Annotated in this window: 22 protein-coding genes and 1 tRNA gene; 14 read left to right on the forward strand and 9 right to left on the reverse strand. The window is 68.6% G+C overall.

Features of this window, described 5'->3' with window-relative positions; translation table 11 throughout:
- The first annotated feature begins 31 nt into the window (after positions 1-31).
- The 4 genes from ACQEUU_RS37545 (at position 32) to ACQEUU_RS37560 (ending at position 6,119) form a co-directional block, all read left to right on the forward strand.
- Positions 32-706 (forward strand): hypothetical protein, encoded by a 675-nt coding sequence (locus tag ACQEUU_RS37545; protein ID WP_433075579.1) that lies wholly within the window; start codon positions 32-34, stop codon positions 704-706.
- A complete protein-coding gene (locus ACQEUU_RS37550; RefSeq protein WP_433075582.1) occupies positions 706-1,476 on the forward strand; it encodes a hypothetical protein in 771 nt (256 codons plus the stop codon). The genes ACQEUU_RS37545 and ACQEUU_RS37550 overlap by 1 nt, the downstream gene beginning before the upstream one ends.
- Before the next feature lie 107 nt (positions 1,477-1,583).
- Positions 1,584-1,919 (forward strand): HNH endonuclease signature motif containing protein, encoded by a 336-nt coding sequence (locus tag ACQEUU_RS37555; protein ID WP_433075585.1) that lies wholly within the window; start codon positions 1,584-1,586, stop codon positions 1,917-1,919.
- Positions 1,920-2,249: 330 nt separating this feature from the next.
- Positions 2,250-6,119, forward strand: coding sequence for an NlpC/P60 family protein (locus tag ACQEUU_RS37560; RefSeq protein ID WP_433075588.1), 3,870 nt, complete (start codon positions 2,250-2,252; stop codon positions 6,117-6,119).
- A 124-nt stretch (positions 6,120-6,243) separates the two neighbouring features.
- Here ACQEUU_RS37560 and ACQEUU_RS37565 read toward each other — a convergent pair whose 3' ends face one another.
- Both ACQEUU_RS37565 and ACQEUU_RS37570 read right to left on the reverse strand, forming a co-directional pair.
- Positions 6,244-6,486, reverse strand: a complete 243-nt coding sequence (locus ACQEUU_RS37565; protein ID WP_433075591.1) for a hypothetical protein — start codon at positions 6,484-6,486, stop codon at positions 6,244-6,246.
- Complete coding sequence (locus ACQEUU_RS37570; RefSeq protein WP_433075594.1) at positions 6,483-6,686, reverse strand: hypothetical protein; 204 nt, start codon at positions 6,684-6,686, stop codon at positions 6,483-6,485. Before ACQEUU_RS37570 ends, ACQEUU_RS37565 begins: the two co-directional genes overlap by 4 nt.
- A 182-nt stretch (positions 6,687-6,868) precedes the next feature.
- On the opposite strand from ACQEUU_RS37570, the gene ACQEUU_RS37575 reads away from it, so the two are divergent.
- Positions 6,869-7,108, forward strand: coding sequence for a winged helix-turn-helix domain-containing protein (locus ACQEUU_RS37575; protein ID WP_433075596.1), 240 nt, complete (start codon positions 6,869-6,871; stop codon positions 7,106-7,108).
- 1,075 nt (positions 7,109-8,183) lie between these two features.
- Here ACQEUU_RS37575 and ACQEUU_RS37580 read toward each other — a convergent pair.
- The 3 genes from ACQEUU_RS37580 to ACQEUU_RS37590 form a co-directional block, all read right to left on the reverse strand.
- A complete protein-coding gene (locus ACQEUU_RS37580; RefSeq protein WP_433075599.1) occupies positions 8,184-8,813 on the reverse strand; it encodes a hypothetical protein in 630 nt (209 codons plus the stop codon).
- Positions 8,810-9,409 (reverse strand): DUF6907 domain-containing protein, encoded by a 600-nt coding sequence (locus ACQEUU_RS37585; RefSeq protein WP_433075601.1) that lies wholly within the window; start codon positions 9,407-9,409, stop codon positions 8,810-8,812. The genes ACQEUU_RS37580 and ACQEUU_RS37585 overlap by 4 nt, the downstream gene beginning before the upstream one ends.
- Before the next feature lie 79 nt (positions 9,410-9,488).
- Complete coding sequence (locus ACQEUU_RS37590) at positions 9,489-9,623, reverse strand: hypothetical protein (RefSeq protein WP_433075604.1); 135 nt, start codon at positions 9,621-9,623, stop codon at positions 9,489-9,491.
- A gap of 297 nt (positions 9,624-9,920) precedes the next feature.
- Between ACQEUU_RS37590 and ACQEUU_RS37595 the strand changes: the two genes are divergently transcribed.
- From ACQEUU_RS37595 to ACQEUU_RS37630, 8 genes are all read left to right on the forward strand, one after another.
- Positions 9,921-10,634 (forward strand): phage distal tail protein, encoded by a 714-nt coding sequence (locus ACQEUU_RS37595; RefSeq protein WP_433075607.1) that lies wholly within the window; start codon positions 9,921-9,923, stop codon positions 10,632-10,634.
- A 33-nt stretch (positions 10,635-10,667) separates the two neighbouring features.
- Positions 10,668-12,485, forward strand: a complete 1,818-nt coding sequence (locus ACQEUU_RS37600) for a hypothetical protein (protein WP_433075610.1) — start codon at positions 10,668-10,670, stop codon at positions 12,483-12,485.
- Positions 12,478-12,891, forward strand: a complete 414-nt coding sequence (locus ACQEUU_RS37605; RefSeq protein ID WP_433075613.1) for a hypothetical protein — start codon at positions 12,478-12,480, stop codon at positions 12,889-12,891. The genes ACQEUU_RS37600 and ACQEUU_RS37605 overlap by 8 nt, the downstream gene beginning before the upstream one ends.
- Positions 12,892-13,042: 151 nt before the next feature.
- Positions 13,043-13,384, forward strand: a complete 342-nt coding sequence (locus ACQEUU_RS37610; RefSeq protein ID WP_433075616.1) for a hypothetical protein — start codon at positions 13,043-13,045, stop codon at positions 13,382-13,384.
- The gene (locus ACQEUU_RS37615) at positions 13,381-13,590 is read left to right on the forward strand and encodes a DUF7620 family protein (protein ID WP_433075619.1); all 210 of its coding nucleotides are present in this window, start codon (positions 13,381-13,383) and stop codon (positions 13,588-13,590) included. Before ACQEUU_RS37610 ends, ACQEUU_RS37615 begins: the two co-directional genes overlap by 4 nt.
- A complete protein-coding gene (locus tag ACQEUU_RS37620) occupies positions 13,562-13,903 on the forward strand; it encodes a putative phage holin (RefSeq protein WP_433075621.1) in 342 nt (113 codons plus the stop codon). The genes ACQEUU_RS37615 and ACQEUU_RS37620 overlap by 29 nt, the downstream gene beginning before the upstream one ends.
- A gap of 1 nt (position 13,904) precedes the next feature.
- Positions 13,905-14,627, forward strand: coding sequence for a peptidoglycan recognition protein family protein (locus ACQEUU_RS37625; RefSeq protein WP_433075624.1), 723 nt, complete (start codon positions 13,905-13,907; stop codon positions 14,625-14,627).
- Positions 14,628-14,743: 116 nt separating this feature from the next.
- Positions 14,744-15,097, forward strand: coding sequence for a hypothetical protein (locus tag ACQEUU_RS37630; RefSeq protein ID WP_433071679.1), 354 nt, complete (start codon positions 14,744-14,746; stop codon positions 15,095-15,097).
- 305 nt (positions 15,098-15,402) lie between these two features.
- On the opposite strand, the gene ACQEUU_RS37635 is transcribed toward ACQEUU_RS37630, so the two are convergent.
- The 4 genes from ACQEUU_RS37635 to ACQEUU_RS37650 form a co-directional block, all read right to left on the reverse strand.
- Positions 15,403-15,807: a helix-turn-helix domain-containing protein gene (locus ACQEUU_RS37635; RefSeq protein WP_433071677.1), complete on the reverse strand. Its 405-nt coding sequence runs from the start codon at positions 15,805-15,807 to the stop codon at positions 15,403-15,405.
- Positions 15,808-15,871: 64 nt separating this feature from the next.
- Complete coding sequence (locus ACQEUU_RS37640) at positions 15,872-16,195, reverse strand: hypothetical protein (protein ID WP_433071676.1); 324 nt, start codon at positions 16,193-16,195, stop codon at positions 15,872-15,874.
- A gap of 209 nt (positions 16,196-16,404) precedes the next feature.
- On the reverse strand, positions 16,405-16,926 hold the full coding sequence (locus tag ACQEUU_RS37645; protein WP_433071674.1) for a class F sortase: 522 nt from the start codon (positions 16,924-16,926) through the stop codon (positions 16,405-16,407).
- Between the two features lie 170 nt (positions 16,927-17,096).
- Positions 17,097-17,975 carry a hypothetical protein gene (locus tag ACQEUU_RS37650; protein WP_433071672.1) on the reverse strand — a complete coding sequence of 293 codons (879 nt, stop codon included), beginning with the start codon at positions 17,973-17,975 and terminating at the stop codon, positions 17,097-17,099.
- Positions 17,976-18,372: 397 nt separating this feature from the next.
- Here ACQEUU_RS37650 and ACQEUU_RS37655 point away from each other — a divergent pair.
- A tRNA-Met gene (locus tag ACQEUU_RS37655) sits at positions 18,373-18,447 on the forward strand.
- Positions 18,448-18,604 lie beyond the last annotated feature (157 nt).

The following is an 18,604-nucleotide window of genomic DNA, read 5'->3' on the forward strand; positions in this document are numbered from 1 at the left end:
GCTCGGTGGCCGGCGCCACACTCGCACCCGCATGGGTAACGCGGCCTCGCCCGGCGCCATCCCCGAAGGCACCGACCTACAGGCCCGCGCACAAGCCATCGTTGACGACCAGCTCGCCGACGCCCGCGAGCAGTACGCAGACCGGATCGACAGCATCCGATCCCGGACCGGCGCCACCGACCAGGCCCGCCGAGTCGGCCTCGCCCGCGTCGTCGACACCGCCAAGCAGCGGCAGGCCCAGCTACGCGAACGCGCCCTCTACGGCGTGGAAGAGACCAGGTTCGTACTCCAATCCAGGCTGTACGGCAGCGGCGGGCGCACCCCGAACAACCTCGAAGCCGAACGCCGCCGACAGGCCCAGCTCGACGCCGCCCGGCTCGACGACCCGCGCGAGGCCGCCCACGCCTACAAGATCGCCCACCGCAACGGCGACAAGATCCAGTGTCAGGCCATCTTCGAGCGGGCCTCGACGCTGCAGAGCGCCCCCCTCGGCGGGAAGGTCTGGACGCCCATCGTCAACGAGTACGTACGGCACAACCCGCAGGCAGCCGAAGACCTCGCCAAGCTCCGCAGCCTGCCCGACCTCAACAACCCGCGCACCCGCATGGCGTTCGAGGCCCAGTTCATCGTCCCGGTCCCCGACGAACTCGCCGGCCTGTCCGATGGGCAGATCGAGCAGCTCGCCGCATCCGAGATGGCCGACTGATGGCGCACGTCAACCACGCCACCGCACAGCGCGCCCTGGCCGTCGCCCGTGAACACGGGCTCGACATCCCGGCCGCCGTCGACGACGCCGAGCGCGCCGCCGCCGTCATCGCCCACGTTGGCCGCACGCCGGACAGCCCCAGCGTGCCCGCCGACCCCCAAGCGATGCGCCAGGCCCTCGCCGAGCACGCCGACGCGATCCAGCACGCCCGCGCGACCGGCCGCGCCGCCGCCGACCTCGCCCGCCACGTACCGGCAATGGTCGTGCGGACCATCGCCGAGGCCGCCCCCGCATGGGTGAACGAACTCGCCGGCCGGTTCGCCAACGCCCGCGACGACCTCGCCGACGCCCTCGACGGCATCCCGCCCGGCGTCGACGACACCATGCTGCATCGCATCCCCGCCGCCGCGTTCGCGGCCTGGCAGCGCGCCGCAGGCCACGCCCGGCAGCTCGACGACCTCACGGCCGCGCGCAACCACATCGCGTCCGCGGCAGGCGAGCAGGGGACAAGGGACCGCGACCTGTGGGCCGTCGTCGAGCTCCCGCCCGTGGGAGACGGTCGCCTCTTCACCCACCAGCACGCCCCCGCGCTCAGGCAGTGGCGAGAGAACAGACGGCAGCCCGTCCTCAAGTGGCGAGCCGTCCTCGACCACGAGCCGTTCGCCGTCAGCCTCGCCGCCGTGGGCGAGATCGAGCAGCGCGTGGGCCTCTGGCAGGAGTGGAGCGACGCAGCCCAGCGACGCCATCAGCGCATCTTCAGCAGGGCCTAGCCATGCGCTGGGCCGCCGCCACCCGCAACGCGCAAGCCCCATGGGCCAGCACCGTGCAAGCCATCAGACGCAGCGACCAGAGACGCCCCAAGGCAAGGGAGAACCGCGTGCCCCGCAAGATCCAAGACGACCCCAGGCCACGCATCGAAAGCCCTGGCTCGTGGCGCTCAGCACCTCGGCCAGTCGACTGGCTCGCACGCGTCGAGTACGTCCTACAGCGCGACCAGGTGTGCCAGTGGCCCCAAGGCTGCGACGTGACAGAAGACCTCGAAGTCGACCACGCAGGCAAGCCCGACGATCACCACGTGGACAGGCTGCGAGCCCTCTGCAAGGCACACCACAGGTACAGGACCAACCAGCAGGCCAGGGCACGCAGGCCCAAGATGCGACGCGATCCCGAGAGGCATCCAGGGCTCATCTACGACGACGACGACGCAGCATGAGCACCCGGGCAGGCACCCCGACACCCCCGGCGCCATCCGGGCTCAGACGGTATAGCGCCTGTGATCCCTCCCAGGTTTTCACCCCCGTGAGCAGCACACAGCACCCGAGATGTCCGGTTGTGTCCGGTATGGGTGGGGGAATGCCCTCATGCCCGATAAATCCGGGCTCTGAAGGTGTAGCAGCCGCCCCTCCGTACAGGTCTGGGCTCATGGCCTGACCTGCGGTAATCCAGCGCTACGGCGCACCTCAACCCCCCATAACTAGGCGTTTTTCCAGGTCAGAGCCCTAAAGCGTTACAGCGTAGGGCCGACTCCAGGAGGAGTTGAGCAGTGGCGGAGTTCGAGGCCGGCGAGGTCGTTGTCCCGGTCGTCCCGGTGGCCGATGGCTTCCTGAAGAAGCTGAAGAAGGACCTTGTCCCTGGCGCGTACAAGCTCGCCCAGGAGATCGGCCGCGAGATGCAGCGCGGCATCCATGACGGCCTCGGGGATGTGTTCGAGCCCCTCAAAGAGCAGGCGCGCAAGCAGCGGGCACCGGCGCAGAAGGACGGGGCCGAGGTCGGCGGGGCGTTCGCGTCGGGCTTCAAGAAGCGGCTACAGGCGGCGCTGAAGAGCCTGCCGAAGGTCGAGCTGGACGCGGACGCGAGCGCGGCGCAGAGGCGCGTTCAGGAGCTTCGGACGCAGCTTGCCACGCTGGCCGACAAGCGGATCGGTGTCGACATCGACGCCGCGGCGGCGACGACGCAGCTCCGCACGATCCAGGCGCAGTTGACCGAGCTGGAGAACTCGGAGGACATCCAGGTCCGGGCGGACGTCACCGCGGCGTTGACGTCGTTGCGGACTCTCGACGCCGAGGTGTCCAAGCTCGACGGCCGCCGGATCGATGCTCAGGTGGATGTCGATGCCGCGGCGGCTCAGGCTGCGCTGGCGGGCGTGCAGGCGTCGGTGGCTGCTCTGGACGGGCGTAGGGCCAACATCCGGGTTGATGTCGACGCCGGCGCCGCTCTGGCTCAGCTCGCGCTCGTTTCAACGGCGCTGGCCGCTCTGCCCGCCGTGGCCGCAGCGGGTCTCGGTGTCGGTGGTCTGGCGGGTGCGTCTGCCGCCGCCGCTGTGGGTGTTGGCGCCCTGGCCGCGGTCGCCATTCCGTCGATCACCCGCATCGGGGAGTCGCTGAAGGCCCAGGAGACGGCACAGAAGGCGGCATCGGCGGCGACGTCGAGCGCGGCGAGCACAGCGGCTCAGGCGGCACAGCAGGCGTTCACGCTCGCGGGTGCCGAACAGCGGGTTGTCGACGCCAAGCGCGCGGCCAAGCTCGCCGAGGATGCGCTGACTCAGGCCCGCATCGATGCGCGGCGGGCCGCCGAGGACCTGGCGAACGCCACGAGAAACGCCGCCCTGTCCGAAGAGGACGCCGCGCTGTCCGTGCTCGAAGCCCGTCAGCGGCTCACCGAGGTGGAGAAGGAACACGCCGAAGGCAAGGCCGGCGAACTCGCGTTGCAGCGCGCCGAGCTGGCGGTGAGGCAGGCCGAACAACGGGAGAAGGAGGCGCGTCTCCGCAACAAGCGGCAGATCGCCGACCAGAAGGCCGCCGACAAGGCGGGCATCGAGGGCAGCGCCCAGGTCATCGCCGCCAAGGACAAGATCGCTCAGGCGGACAGGCGGTTGGAGGACGCCGAGCGTCAGCTACGGCTCGTACAGCTGCAGCAGGCCGCCGCCTCGAAGCAGGCCGCCGCCGCGAGCAGGGGCGTGGCCGCCGAGGTGGTCAAGCTGAGCCCTGCCGCCGCCGCCCTGGCGAAGCAGTGGCAAACCTTCTCCGGGGTGTACGAGAGGTGGCAGAAGCGGCTGGAACCGAGCGTCTTGCCCGCTCTCGGCAAGGGCTTAGAGTTCGTCGCGGCGCTGCTACCGAAGCTGTCGCCGCTGGTCAAGGGGACCTCTGACGCCCTCGGCGGGCTGCTCGACTCGGCGACAAAGGCCCTCGGCGGCAAGTTCTGGACCGGCTTCTTCAAGGATCTTTCGACGGCTGCCCCCGCCGCCCTATCGGGGCTGGGGAAGTCATTCGGCAACATCATCACGGGCGTCTCGGGCATGATCCGCGCGTTCCTGCCGTTCGTGCCCACGATCGTGGGCGGCATCGAGAGGGCCACCGCGGCTTTCGCCAAGTGGGGGAAGGGCCTCGGGCAGTCGCAGGGCTTCAAGACCTTCATCGACTACGCCCGCACGTACGGCCCCATGGTGTGGAAGGTCATCAAGGATCTCGCCGCGGCCGGCATGAACGTAGTCCGGGCACTGGCACCCCTCGGCGGTACGGCCCTGGCAGGCCTGTCCGGTCTGGCGGGCGTGATCGCATCCATGGACCCGAAGGTCCTCCAAGCGGTCGTGCTCGGGCTGGGCGGTCTTGCCGCCGGGATCAAGGTCGCCAGTACGGCCATGGGCGTCTTCAACAACGTGTTCCGCGCCAACCCGATCGGGCTGGTCATCACCGCTCTCGGGCTGCTCGTGGCCGGGTTCATCTACGCCTACCAGAACTCGGAGACGTTCCGGAACATCGTGCAGACCGTACTCCAGGCGGTCGGCGAGGCTGCGACGTGGGTGTGGACGAACGTCCTGCAACCCGTGTTCAACGCCCTGGTGGCGCTGTGGCAAAACGTGGTGGCACCGGCCGCGACGTGGCTGTGGGAGAACGTCATTAAGCCCGCGTTCGACGGCATCGGCGCCGCGGTGAAGTGGGCGTGGGAGAACCTGATTCAGCCCGCCGTGGCCGCTCTGGTCCTGTACTGGCAGAAGGTTCTCGGCCCCGTGATCACGTGGCTGTGGAACAACATCTTCAAGCCTGCTTTCGACGGCATCGGCGCGTTGGTGAAGGCCGCGTGGAACAACGTGATCAAGCCTGCCGTGGCTGCTCTCGTCGCCTACTGGCAGAACATCCTCGGGCCTGCGGTGAAGTGGCTGTGGGAGAACGTCGTCAAGCCGGTGTGGAACTTCATCGGGGATGCCATCAAGGCGGCCTGGGAGAAGGTCATCAAGCCTGCCGTCTCGGCGCTGTGGACGTTCATCTCCGAGACCCTGCCGAACGGTTTCAAGCGCGGGGTCGAGCTGATCGGCAAGTTCTGGGACGGTCTGAAGAAGATCGCCTCGGCGCCGGTCGAGTTCGTCGTCAACACCGTCTACAACAACGGCATCCGCGCGGTGTGGAACGCGGTGGCTAAGGCGCTTGGCCTGGCCGAGCTGCCCGCCTTGCAGTTCAAGGGCTTCGCTCGCGGCGGCATCCTGCCCGGCACGAGCAGCTACCGGCAGGGCGATGACCAGCTTGTGGCGATGCGGCGCGGCGAGGGCGTGTACGTCAGCGAAGCCATGCGCGACCCGTACGAGCGCGCCCGCCTGCACGCCGTCAACCAGGCGGCGATGGCCGGCCGTTCGCTGGCCCCGTTCCAGGGCCTCGCGGGTGGCGGCATCGTCGGCGACATCCTCGCGAACGGCGTCCGCTGGGGTGCGGAGAAGCTGCTCAACCCGATGCTCGACCAGGCGTCGAAGTTGATGGGTGACAGCCCGTTCGCTCAGATGCTCGTCGGCATCCCGAAGAAGCTCGTCGCCGACGTGATCACCTTCCTTGAGGGGAAGGAGGCCGCCCAGGGCGGTCCCGGCGCACAGAAGGCGCTGGCGTTCGCCCGGCAGCAGATCGGCAAGCCGTACTTGTGGGGCGGCACCGGGCCTGCCTCGTTCGACTGCTCAGGCCTGACGATGCGGGCCTGGCAGGCCGGCGGACGCGGCGACATCCCGCGAACCTCCCAGCAGCAAATGGGCTGGGTGAAGCAGATCGGCAAGCCCGTGCCGGGGGCGCTCGGCTTCCCGCATCCGGGCCACGTGTGGATGTACGTCAACCCCAACACCATCATCGAGGCCCCGCAGACCGGCCTGAAGGTGCGGCAGGTGGCGGCGCGGGCTGCGCAGCTCGTCGGCGTGCCGCCGACCGAGTACGACTCGGGCGGCTACCTGCCGACCGGTCACAGCCTGGTCTACAACGGCACCGGGGCGCCGGAGAGGGTCTTGACCGACCGGCAGTGGGAAAGTCTCGCTGGCGGCACGCAGGGTGGCGACGACCTGTACCGGGGTCCGCTGGTGGAGAACATGTACACCACGCCCGAGCAGTCGCCGGCCGCTATCGCCCGCGAACTGTGGTGGCTGTCCCGGGGGCGCCCTCGCTGATCGGCGCGGCCTCCGCTGCCCCCCTCCCCAGGGGCCTGCGAGCAGCGGAGGCCAGCTTGGATGCCCGGCCCTCGCGACACTCAAGGGCTGGCGGCGCGAGGGCCGGGCGGTCTAGTGGGGCTGCTCACCACAGCCTGTGCAGGTACATCGAGAAAGCCGCCTTCATCAGCGGCAGCGGCAACGGCTCTTGATTGAGCAGGGCGGGCACCGCTTCGAGGACGCGCCGCTCCTGGTCGTTGCTCGGGGAGATGCCGTAGCGGGAGTGCCGGCCGCCGTTCTCGTACACGTAGTAGAGCCCGTTCTCCACCTGCAGGTCGTAGTGGGGTCGCGGGATGGGCTTCCGTTCGATCCTCGCGGGCCGCTTCATGTCGGGTCGCCCGTACGGAACAGTGCCTCGGCGCCGATCAGATCGGCGACGACCCGCAGCCGCAGACCTTCCAGTCGCGCCTGCCGCTCGTCGTCAGCGAGGGCGGCCGTACCCGAGTCGTGGGTGACCTTCAGGCGCCCGTCCGGCAGCTTCTCGACACGGCATTCGGGGATCTCGGGGATCGGCCTATCCTCGGACATAAGTCGCGCACCTCCGAATGTGCGATCAAGGCCCCGTCCTGGCGCGCGAACGCCACGGCGGGGCCGAACTGCGTCAACGCCAGTCTCTCGCTGACTGCTTACCTCTGCTACCTCTGATTGCCTCTCCAGAGGTCTGCACCCGCCTGCGGAGTGCATATGTGCAGGTCAGTAGCGTTTCAGGTATGGAGATTCGGCCGAACGCCTACATGTGGCGGCAGGTTGCGGACGAGATCAAACGCCGCATCGAGGCGGGCCAATACAGCCCCGGCATGCCGATCCCGGCAGAACGCCGGCTCGCCGAGGAGCTGGGCCTGAGCATCAAGACCATTCGCCGCGCCGTGGCCGAACTCCGGGATGAGGGCGTGCTGGAGACGCTCCCGCAGAAGGGCACCTTCGTGGTTGACCGCGAGGCCGAGGCGTAGCAGGTGGCGAAGGGTCCGGCCCGTACGCGGGGGACAGAAGTTCATGATCAGAAACACTAAACTCAAGTTTAGTGTTTCTGATCATGAGTCCGGCCCGTACGCGCGAGGGCTGGAAGCTTCCTGGCGTCGGGAAGCTTCGGCGACAGGGGTACGGACCGCGCCGTACCCCTGTCGCCGCCACCGACAACCGGAGTTGTCACGCGCGTCCGCGCTCGTCCGCGTCCGCGCGTCCGCGTTGGGGCTCCCGTTCACGCGCTCGGGACATGAACATGAAGATCGCGGGTTAGTTACCCGGCATGACACCCGCTCGACGCGCTCCCAGAGCCCTCGCGGGGTCGAGCGCGGTCGGCCTCACTCGGCTAACTGACCTAACTTCCGGCAGCTCGGCGAGGCTGCGAGGCGGAGTGAGGTCCGGGTTAGTGATCCCACCCGAGTTAGTCGCCATTCGCGCGACCGGTCGCCGATCCGTACGTACGGGAGCGCGGCGCGTACGCGGCCCGTGCCCGCAGCTCGGCGGCGGACGGTCGCCCCGTACCCGTACGGGCGACCGGTCGCGACCGGTCGCCGAGGTGGTCGCGACCAGACCGCGACCGGTCGGCGACCGGAAACCGCGGCATAGCCAGCACGAACGCCGAACGCCTCGCGAGTCACCCCCGACTGGCCGATCGTTCAGGGGAAACCGGCGTCCGGGTCGGGGGTCGAGTCGGGGTCGAGTCGGGGGGACTGGCCGAACTCGGGACACCCCGGAACGGGTGATCCGAGGGTGCGCACGCCGAGGTCAATTCAACGGTCAATGAACGGGTCATCAAGCGGGTCATCAAAACCTTGCATGACCGGTCGCCAACTCGGTCGTCACTCGACGACCGGACCCGCGACCGAACCGAGGCCCAAATTCCCGGCTTGACCTGCACCGACACGAAACCGATGTGACGGTGTTGTTGACGGTCTTGATGACCCCCGCGTTGACACTCCACGGTCGCGCCCACCGACACCGAGCCAGACACTTTCCTGACACATGAAGTGGCCGGCGCCGCACCGCTGACGAGAGCGGTACGGCGCCGGCCGTTGGACGCGCTTAGGAGGTCTGACCCCCCGCGTCGGTCATCGTCTGGTCGAGCTGCAGCACGAGCGCGGCCAGCCGCCGCGCCTCGACCGGCGACAGCCACAGCGTGTTGTGCGGCGTCATGACCGCAATGCACGCCGGGGCGCCGATCTCTCGCTGATCGATGCCCACCTGTATAAGGCTCTCCCGGACCTCCTCGATAGCGAGGGTGTCGCCCACCGCCACGAGCAGGTCATGCGCGCGCCCCCAGTGCGGTTCGGTCTCGTCGTGGGGAGCCTCGCACCAGGACGGGCATCCGGCAGCCTGCTTCGCGCTGGCCACCGCCTCGGAGCGGGCTCGGGCCGTTTGCGCCAGGATCGCCAGCGCCAGGGCCTCAGCGTCCTCAACCTTCACCGAATCCAGGCCGTCGCCCAGGTCGATGGTGGTGCCCACGTAGGCAGGCCGATGCTCATCCGGGCAGTAGTTGATGCCGACGTACCTGTTGGCGGTGCCGGGCGTGGGGATGTCCGGACCCATACAGAACGTGGTGTCGTCGTCGACCCGGCAGTGCTGGACGCACCACGGCTTGCAGTCGGGCCGCCGCGGCACCGTCAGCCCGTTCTCGGCTACGGCGTTCAGGAAGTGGACGTTCGTCTTGCTCATGCCGACGCCTCCTTCGCCTCGACGCCCTCGGCGCGGCAGGCGACACACTCGGCGTTGCCGCAGTGCCCGTGCTCGTCGAACGGCAGGACCGCGGGCCGCCACCCGCCGCGCGCCGAGTGGACGTGAGCGAGCATCGCGTGGGCGACCTTCTCCGCCTCGTCGAGCGTGAGGTGCCAGGCGTGCTTGCCCTCCTGGTCGCTCAGGTGGACGCGCGGCTCCCGCTCGCGGTAGCGCCGCTCCATCCCGACCTCGATCTCCGGAGGCGCCCAACCGGTCGGGTGCATGGGCACCGGTTCCTCGGTGACGAGCGGAACCCAGGTGCCGGAGGCGTAGTGGGTGCGGTCGTCGGGGTGGTCGCTGGCGCGGTGCGGCTCAGCGACGCACCACGGCGGGCACGGGTCGTCGTCGAGCCAGGCCGGGGCGGGCAACTGCTCGCCGGCGAGGATGGCGCTGTTCTGCCGGTCGTAGGCGCGCATCTCTTCCTGCCAGGTCGACAGGTAGGTGTGGACGGCGTCACGGCCGGCGCTCTCCGCCTCGGCGCGGATCTTCGCGGGGATCTCGCGCTCGGGCTCGGGCGATGTGATGTGATTACTCACGGGTCTCTCCCTGGTCTGATCAGGTGATGGGATCAAGGGCGGGTCCGGGTGGTTGCACACCTGGCCCGCCCGTCTTGCGTTAGAGGCTCTGGCGGATCTCGGCGACCTTGGCCAGGAACGCCGCCGCCTGCTCGGGCTCCATGAACGAGGCGAAATCCTCGACGCCCTCCTGAGTGAAGTTCTCGTCCGTGGCGAGGGTGTAGGCGTAGCTCATCGGGTCTCCCTGGTCGGTCCGTCTTGCGATGTCTCCATGATGGCATGTGATGTCTAATACGCATAGACCTTTGTCGAACAGGATCGAGATTCTTTTGCTGTCTGGGCACACGTCGGGCACATGACAGGTTGATCCTGGTAGAAGTCCACACACCCGCATAGAGGGAGTTATCCCAGCTCACGCGGGTGTGTCGAACGTTTGTGCAGGTAGAGACGCTGCCTCTAAAACTTCCAGATCGAATACAACGGTACTCTTTTCGGCGGGTACGGCAACCAGTACCAGATCGTCGCAGGCAGCGTGGAGGGCTGGGAGGACCTGCCCTCCATGGACTCCTCCAACGTGGCCCGCCCCACCTGGCACGGCTCCTGGCCTGGCCGCTTCTACGCGCAGGAACGCCAGGTGACCGCCACCATCGCGGTCAACGTCGGCGAGGGCGGCGACTTCGCCGGCGCCGTCGCCGCCCTGCGGCATCTGCTCACCCCGCCGGTCGGGGAGACCGGGGCGCCGCTGGTCATCTCGGGCCGGGACGAGATCCTGATGGCGCCCGAGGCGGTCGTCGACACCAGGGCGATGCCTACCCAGTCGTTTCATGTCGGCTGGGTGCCGGTCGCCGTCAGGTGGATCTGCTCGGATCCGCGCCGCTACAACGTGATCAGGTCGGGTGTCGCGGTCCCGCCCGAGGCGACTGTCGACATCACGAATGCGGGCAACGTCGCCACCCACCCGCTGCTGCGGGTCGACGGCCCGGTGGTCAACCCGAGCCTGGCCAACACGACCTTGAGCCGCACTCTCGATTTCGTGCTCACCCTGGCCGAGGGGGAGCGGCTCGTCATCGACACCGACGCCGGGAACGCCACCGTCGATGGGGAAAGCGTCCTGTCCACGATGACCGGCACCAGTGCCCCGGTCGGCGACTTCGTGTTCGAGCGAGGCGTCAACTCGATCACCTTCGCGCCCGACTCCGGCGGCGACGCCGGACTCACGGTCCTGTACCGCGACGCCTGGCTGTAGCCACCACCACAAGCCGTGCAAGGGGGTGGCCTCTTGCCGGCCAGGGTGCGGTCCTCCACGAGCGGCTACGCGCTGATCGAAGACGCGGTCGTCGTCGACCGGCCGTCCGGGACGCGGTCCGGGGACGTGCTGCTCGCGGTCCACTTCAACGACTTCTCGACGGAAGGAACGGGAGCGCCTCAAGGCTGGCAGCCGCTCCTGTCGTGGTTCATGGACGGGTTCGTCGCCGTCCGTGTGTGGCGCAAGACCGCCGGCTCGTCGGAGCCGTCCACGTACCGTTTCCGGCAGGAGGATTTCGCGGTCGGCACCGTCCACCTGCTGTGCCTGGCCGACGTCGACACGCAGATCTCGCCCAAGGTGAGCGTCGATCTGGTGCTCGGCGAGGACGCCCCGACCCCGAGCGTCCAACCGGCCGCCGGGTCGCACCTGGAGGTTCGCGCCGCGTCGGTGTTCCCGTACGTGGGGCAGGAGCTTTCCTGGTCGCCGCCGCCTGGGTACGCCTCCCGTGGGTCGGTGAACGCCGCCCATCTGCTGTCGTCGTCGATCGCCACCCGGCAGGTCAACTCGTCCGCCCCGTCTGGGGTGAAGACGTTCCAGTTCACGCCGCAGGAGCCGCGCTTCGGTGTCGGCGTCTCGGTGTCGTTGGCGTCGGCGACGTCGGAACCGGACACCGGCCCACCGCCGCCCGCTTTCACTCCGGGCCGCGGCAGCGCGCTGTACCGGTACGTTTTCACTCGCTGGGACGGCACCTACCTGGACGACCTGGAGCTGTCCGGCGTCACCTTCGACCGGAGGATCGGGCAGCCGGGAACCTTCTCGGCGTCCGTGCCGCTCCCGAACTCGCGGATCGTGCAGCGGGTACGCCGGGTCATCCCGTCCGACCCCGCCGAGCTCGCGGCGGGGCCTGGTGTCGTCACGTGCGTGATCCTGCGGGACGGCGACCCGTGGGGCGAGTACTGGATCACCATGGCGTCGGTGTCCCGGTCGGGCCGCTCCGCCCCTAGCCTGCAGCTTTCGGGGTCGACGGTGGACGCCTACATGACGCAGGTCGAGATCCAGCAGGAACTGTCCTTCGAGGGCGAGGATCAGATCGACATCGCCCGAGCGCTGATCGAGGACATGCAGGGCCGCGAGCATGCCAATCTGCGTCTCATCGCGCAGGCGGGCAGTTCGGGTGTCGCCCGGGACGTCCTCTACGCCGCCAACGAAGGCTCCTACGGGCAGAGGCTGCAGGAGTTGGCGCAGGCGGACAACGGCTTCGAATGGGTCGTCAACATCGCCGCGGGGACGTCGCAGATCGAGCGGCACTGGGTGTGGGGTGCACCGAGGCTGGGCGACGGCACCGTCAAGCACGTCTTCAGCGACTCGCCTTACGGTGGCGACATCCTGGACTGGTCGGAGGAGATCGACGCACTACGCGGCGGCACCTACTGGCGGGCCCGCGGAGACGCCGTCTCGGAGGACGCGTCCACGTCGGCGGAGCCGCTCGTGTCCGAGCCGGTGCTGGCCGAGGCGCACCTGGCCGCCGGCTGGCCGCGGCTCGACCGTACGGTCACCTTCCCGCGCGAGTCGGTCGAGGGCACGCTCGACGACTACGCCGCCTACTGGGCGGCGAACGCCCCCGGCGCGCTCAGGGTGGACCAGATCACCGTCGCGTTGGGAAAGCAGCCGACCTTCACGCCCAACAGCCTGGGCGACACGGCGCGGATCTTCCTGCACAACGACTGGCACGGCCAGCAGTCCAGGACGCGCCGCATCATCGGCATCTCCATCACCCCTCCGTCGCGCGAGGGCGGCAAAGAGATCGCACAGTTGACCTTCGAAGGGATCGAGGCCCCGACCGGTGGATAAGTTCTCAGGCAACATCGCCGACGACGTGGCCAAACTCCGCGCCGAGGTCAACGAACTGCGCGCCCTCGTGCGGCAGCGTCAGCCGCTCACCACCGCGTCGCAGGGCTGGAAGATGACCGACATGGCGATCCCGTCCGTGGGGCCGGGAGAGATCCAGATCGGCAGCAACGGCGGCGAACTCTTCGTCGCGACGGAGTCCGGGACGCAGCGCCTCAACCAGCTCAACGTGCCGGTTGCGACGCCGCCGTACCCGGCGAGCTTCAACAGCCCGGCGACCATCGGCAGCAACCCCACCGCGCAGAACTACAACGATCTGCGCGCCGACGTGGTCAACCAGTTGTTCAACCCGCTCCGCGACGTGATCAACAAGCTTGCCACGGCCGGCGTCTGGGCGCCGCCCTCCTGATCTTGGGCCGTCTCGCGCGAGGTCTGCTACGAGGATGCGCACCTCGCAAAGGGAGCGCAGACGGCCCAACCCTTCGTGCCGCCCGCCGCGTTGAGGGTGCTCGGGGCGGGCGGCACACACCTACTACCAGCAGATATGTGGAGGATGCCGAGTGGAGTGGACGCAGATCCCCGTCGTACAGCTGGGGGCATTGGGCGTCCTGCTCGCCGTCCTCTGGCTCGTCTTCCGGGGCCACCTCGTCCCCGCGACGCTCGTGCCCCGCTCCACGCTTGAGGACGTACGGGCGGACAGGGACGCCCGCCTGGCCGAGGCGAACGCTGACGCGGCCGAGTGGCGGGACCTGTACAGGCGCGAGTGTGAGGCGCACGAGCTGACCCGTAAGGCGCACGCCGAAGAGGTGCGGGCGGCGCTGCTGGCCTCCACGGAAGGAGCCCAGGTGGCTGCCGCACTCCTGGCTGAGATCCGGTCCCGGCAGATCGGGGCCAGCCCGTGACCGACCACGATGACGAGAGGGTGCCGGACATCGACGAGGCCAGGCAGGCGGCCGACGAGTCCCGGCAGCGCGCCGAGGACGACCTGAGGCGAGCGCGGGAGCAGGCACGCCACACCCTGTCGGTTGCCGCTCGGTTGCGCCGGCTGCGGGAGGCGAACGGGTTCTCGGAGCTTTTCGATGAAGCGTTCGGGGGTCGTCGTGGGTGACCTGCTGTATTCGGCAGGGTCGGCGCTGCTGATCGTGTCGGCGCTGCTCGCGGTGGCGTGCGTGGCCGCGCAAGCCCTGCTGGCCCGCTGGTGGGCGACGCCAGGCGGCAGGCACGTGATGGCGTTCCAGTTCGTGCTGGCCGCCGTGCTGACGTTGTGGGCGCTGAGGGTGTGGATCCCGGACAGCGACCTGATCCGGGTGCTGCGATCTGTCGCCTTTGCCGGCGTCCCTGTCGTGCTGGCGTGGCGGCTCGGGATCATCTTCAAGACCTGGCGCGGCAAGCGCCGCGAGCATCGGAGAGAGGGGGCGTGAGATGCAGATCGTGAAGCGCTCGGAGTTCGGGTGGGGTGCCACTGGCGCGAGCTCGGCCAAGCCCACAAGGGGGCTGGTCATCCACTACGACGGGTCCAACCAGCGGTTGGAGAACAAGCCGCACGGGGCATGCGTCGTCTACTGGAAGAACACCAGGTCGTTCCACCGGGGGCCGTCCCGGCAGTGGGTGGATATTGGCTACAGCTTCGGATGTTGTCCCCACGGCGTGATCTTCGAGGGCAGAGGCGAGGGGCGCGCTCAGGCTGCGCAGCCTGGCGGCAACACCACCTGGTACAGCGTCACCCTCATGTCTGGGCCTGACGAGACGCCGACCGAAGCGCAGATCGAGGCCGTCCGCGAGCTGCGCGCCTACCTGATGGGCAAGGGGCTCGGCGCGGCGGTGAAGGGCCACCGCGACTTCTACTCCACGTCGTGCCCGGGAGACCGCCTGTATCGGCTGGTCAGGGACGGCACTTTCGCCAAGCCCCCGAAGGGGTCCAAGACCACACCCATCAGCAGCGAGGAGGGCGACGTGTCCGCTCAGGACGTCATCCACGGCAAGCACATCGTGATGAACAAGGGCGAGGACGCCGAGAAAAAGGTCAGCCTCGCCGCGTTCCTTCAGGAGATCGAGACGGAGCAGGACCAGACGCAGGAGCGTCTGGACCGGATCGAGGCGAAGCTCGACAGCCTCCTGGTCAAGCTCGACGACGCGAGCAAGTAATCGGGATCGTTTCCGGCTCCTCCCGCAAGCGATCCCGACCTGCGGTTTTAAAGCATCCCCCTGCCCGGCTTGCATTCGCGGCCGGGCTTTTGAAGTCCCCTCGAAGGAGCACCCTCATGCAGTTCAAGATCTTCGGCCGCGAACCTGCGGCGATCTCGTACGGTATCCAGTCGCTTCTGGCGGTGGTCGTCGCGTTCGGTGTGATCACGGGCGAGGCTGCCGACTGGACCATGACCATCGTGAACGGCGGGCTGGCGCTGCTGGTCGCACTGACCACGAGACCCGTGGTCGTGGCTTCTATCACCGGTGCCGTGTCCACGATCCTGACCGGAATCGTGTCCTTCGGGCTTCCTGGCCTGACGTTCACCACCGTGCAGCAGGGCGTCATCATCGGCGCTCTGACCGCGTGGCTGGGACTCTGGCTCAGGCCGAACCAGTCGCCGAAGGAGACGGCGGTCACGAACGCCTGACCGCCCCTTGGACGCCCCACCTTCCCCGGGGCCACACGAGAGAGCCCGCCGTTCCCTTCGGGGCGGCGGGCTTTCTCGCATGCATCGAGCGCGGCCCGTGGTTACGCTAGGGGTGGCTGGTGACAAGAGGTACAGGGAACCTCTTCCCGTCCCTGCGGGATAGCCAGCCCATAGACCGGCCAGCGTGCTGGCCCGACTCTCCCGGCGTCCGCGCCAGGGAGACAAGCGGCTCCGTTGAGCCGCACACGACGGAGAGGCCCACCGTTCCCTTCGGGGAGCGGTGGGCCTCTTTCGCGTGTCTGGGGTTAGGTCTGATCGCTGTAGACGATGGACAGGCCAGGCACCTCTTGCGCGATGCGGGCGGCTACGGCGCGATGCCAGGACGGTGGCCACGGGCATTCGGGCGGGCAGTCGGCCTCGGTACGGGGGATCGCCATCGCCGCGTCCGGGGCGTCGTTCAGCAGTTCGATCGCGGCTGACACCTGCTGTGCGGCTGTCGCTTCGAGGTTCTCGATCGTGAGCCGCACTCCGTCCGGGATGGGGTACTTGCCCTGCTCCCAATGCCGCACGGTGCGCGGGGAGACGCCAAGGTGGTCGGCGAGCCAGTCCCCGGTCACGCCGAGGAATTCGCGGACAACCTTGAGTTCGGCGTCGGTCATCCGCTCGTCTTCGGGCATGCCGGGCGGGTCGATGTAGGCATGTTCGGTCATGGGCGAGCCCCTCTCAAGCGGAAGCCCCCGGGGCGCGGACCCGGGGGCGTGTCGAGTGCGGTGGTCAGGCAGTCTCGTGCTTGGCGGCGATCTCCCAGAAGTCGATCCCCTCCACGATGGCCTTGAAGTCGAGCCGGTCGTCCTCGTCGGTCGGGTAGCCGTCAAGGTTGACCTCGTCGCGGTAGTACGGGCCATAGAACTCGTCGCCGCTGAGGGAGATGCCCTCGGGGAGCGCCTCGTTGATGGCGGCGCGGTAGTCGGTGGCGATGGCGTCGGTGTCGTACTCGCTGGCGAACTCGCCGAGCGCCTCGACGACGGTCTGCTCGACAGTGAGGGAGTAAGCCTCGACGCGGTTGTTCCAGGTGCCGTAGGAGGTGGTGGTCGTCATGGCCGGTTCCTTCCGGTGTGGTCTGGGGCTGCTCCCCTGACCTGTTGAGAACAGCTTAACTGCCTAAAATAGGAAGTGCAAGAGGTAGGAGAGAAAGAGAGGAGCCCGCCCCTCCCATCGGGAGAGGCGGGCCCATCCGTGCTGTACGGACCTACGGCGGTGTCATCGTCCCCACGTCCTGCTCGGTGACGGGCAGCATGGCCACCTCCTCACACCTTGTCGGCGAAGATCGTGACGTTGTCCCGGTAGTGGCCCGTGGCCTTGTCGAACGAGCCTCCGCACGTGATCAACCGGAGGGCGGGGTAGTCCGGGTCGTTCCAGATCGCGTCATGGTCGAGCTTGTCCTTGTCGGTCTGAGTCTTGCCGACGACCTTGAACCGGTAGGTGCGGCCATCCTTATCCGTCACGAGGATCTGCGCGCCACGCTGAAGGCCCTTGAGGCGGTAGAACACGTCGGGCTCGGACTCGGAGTCCACGTGCCCGGCGATCACGGCTGCGCCGACCTCTCCGGGGCGCGGGAACGGGTCCTTGCCGGCGGGCACCTTCGGCGAGTACCAGCCCGCGAGGTTCTCGCCGCCGGGTGGCGTCTCCATGTCCTTGCCCTTCAGCCCGACCTTGATGATCGCGGCGTCCACGTCGATCGAGGGGATGCGGATCCGCTCCGGGTCGGCCACCTTGACGATCTTCGGGGGCTTGCTGGTGACGGTGCGACTCGCGGGAGGATCATCCACCACAAGGCGCGGCTGAGGCAGCTCAGGAGAGCCGGACGCGGCACACCCGGACGCGAGGGCTACAGACAGGGCTACGGCGGCGAGAAGACGCACAGGGGGCTCCAGGAGGACGAGGCTTTGAGGGCGGCTTTGGGGCTGCCGTTGCAGCAACGGCAGCCCCAAAGGGAGGGCTACTTCTTGGCAGTGCCGCCGAGACCGGTGTCGATGCGCACCGGCAGGTAGTCACGACGGATCACGATCGTCCGCTCGGTCTCCGTCTCGGTGACGGTCGGGACCGGGGTCGGCTCCTCCGTGGGCTCCTCGGTCGGGACCTCGGTGGGCGTCTCGGAAGGCGCGGGGGTCGGCTCGTCAGTCGCCGTGGGGGTGGGCGTCGGGGTCGCGGTGACGCACTCCGGCACCCGCACCAGGCCGCGGTGCCAGCGCGTCCAGTAGGCGCCGGTACGCGCGTCGGCGAGCACCTTCTCGGCGGCGGTCACGCTGTCGTTGGCCTTGACGAGCGCGGCCTGGGCCTTCAGGAAGGCGTCGATCAGCTCGATCTTGGCCTTGGCCTCGGCGTGGAACTGGGACTGCTCCGGGTCGGTGACGATCGCCTGAAGGCGCAGCAGTTCCTTGTCCCAGGAGCCCGCCCACTTGTCGGTCTTCGCCGGGAGAGCCTTCTCTCTGGTCTCGAACGCGGCCTTGGCGGTCGCCTGAGCACTCTTGGCCTCGGTGAGCGCCTTCTCGGCGGCGCGCACCGCCGCAGCCTTGGCCCGCCAGTCGTGCGACCTGGCCCACCACTGCACCGCCAGAGCGCCCGAGCCGTAGCGGGGGCGGAGGTCGCGCTGCACCTTCGACCGGCCCGGCACGGCGACAGGGCCGACAGGGCGGTTACCGACCACGCGGTAGTGGAACTGGGCATCCCACCGGGTGGGGTTGTTCAGCGACAGGGGAGCGCACCCGTCAGCGACCGAGACGCTCGGCTTCGGGACGGTGACGGCGTTGGCCGGCGCGGCGGAAAGGCCAACCGCCATGACGCCTGCGGCGAGGAAGGCCGCGATCCGATTGGGCATTTGAGGGTTCCTCTCGGGATGCCAGCTCTCGGGTGGAGCTGGTCGCCCCGGCGCGGCACTCCATTCCGTCCATCCGGGCGCAAGGGTGCCTACCGGTTTATCCATAGTGGCGCATTAGCGTGGCGGACTACTACAAGACGGATAAGAGAGGCGTAAGGGAGGTGTCGTCTTGTACCGTGGATTTCACCCTGGGGGGCGCAAGCTGGTTGGGGATGGCATGCCAGGACCCAGCGCCTGCGAGGAGAACCACCCGCGTACACCCGGACTGATCACCCGGGAGCGCGGAAAGGCTCGGATCAGGACCCCAGGCCGCATGGATCGGACCCCTGACGGGGCGGGTGGCAGCCCAGGCGCCTGGGCCTGTGAGGTTCGAGTCCTCACCCGGTCCCGAGAGCAAGCCTGCATAGCTCAGCCGGTGAGAGCACCGCCCTCATAAGGCGGAATGGCCCAGGTTCGACCCCTGGTGCAGGTACGGCCCCATGGTGTAACAGCAGCACACCCTGCCTGTAGCTGACTCGTCCTAGGCAACGAGCGACGCCACCGACCGGACGCGGGAGATGGTGAACAGGAGCCGCCCGAGGGTGGCGTCAGGGAGGAGCCGGTTTAAGTCCGGCGGGCTAACCCCGTAC

The sequence above is a fragment of the Nonomuraea sp. CA-218870 genome, assembly GCF_050936535.1.
In the GTDB taxonomy this organism is placed as follows: Bacteria; Actinomycetota; Actinomycetes; order Streptosporangiales; family Streptosporangiaceae; genus Nonomuraea; species Nonomuraea corallina.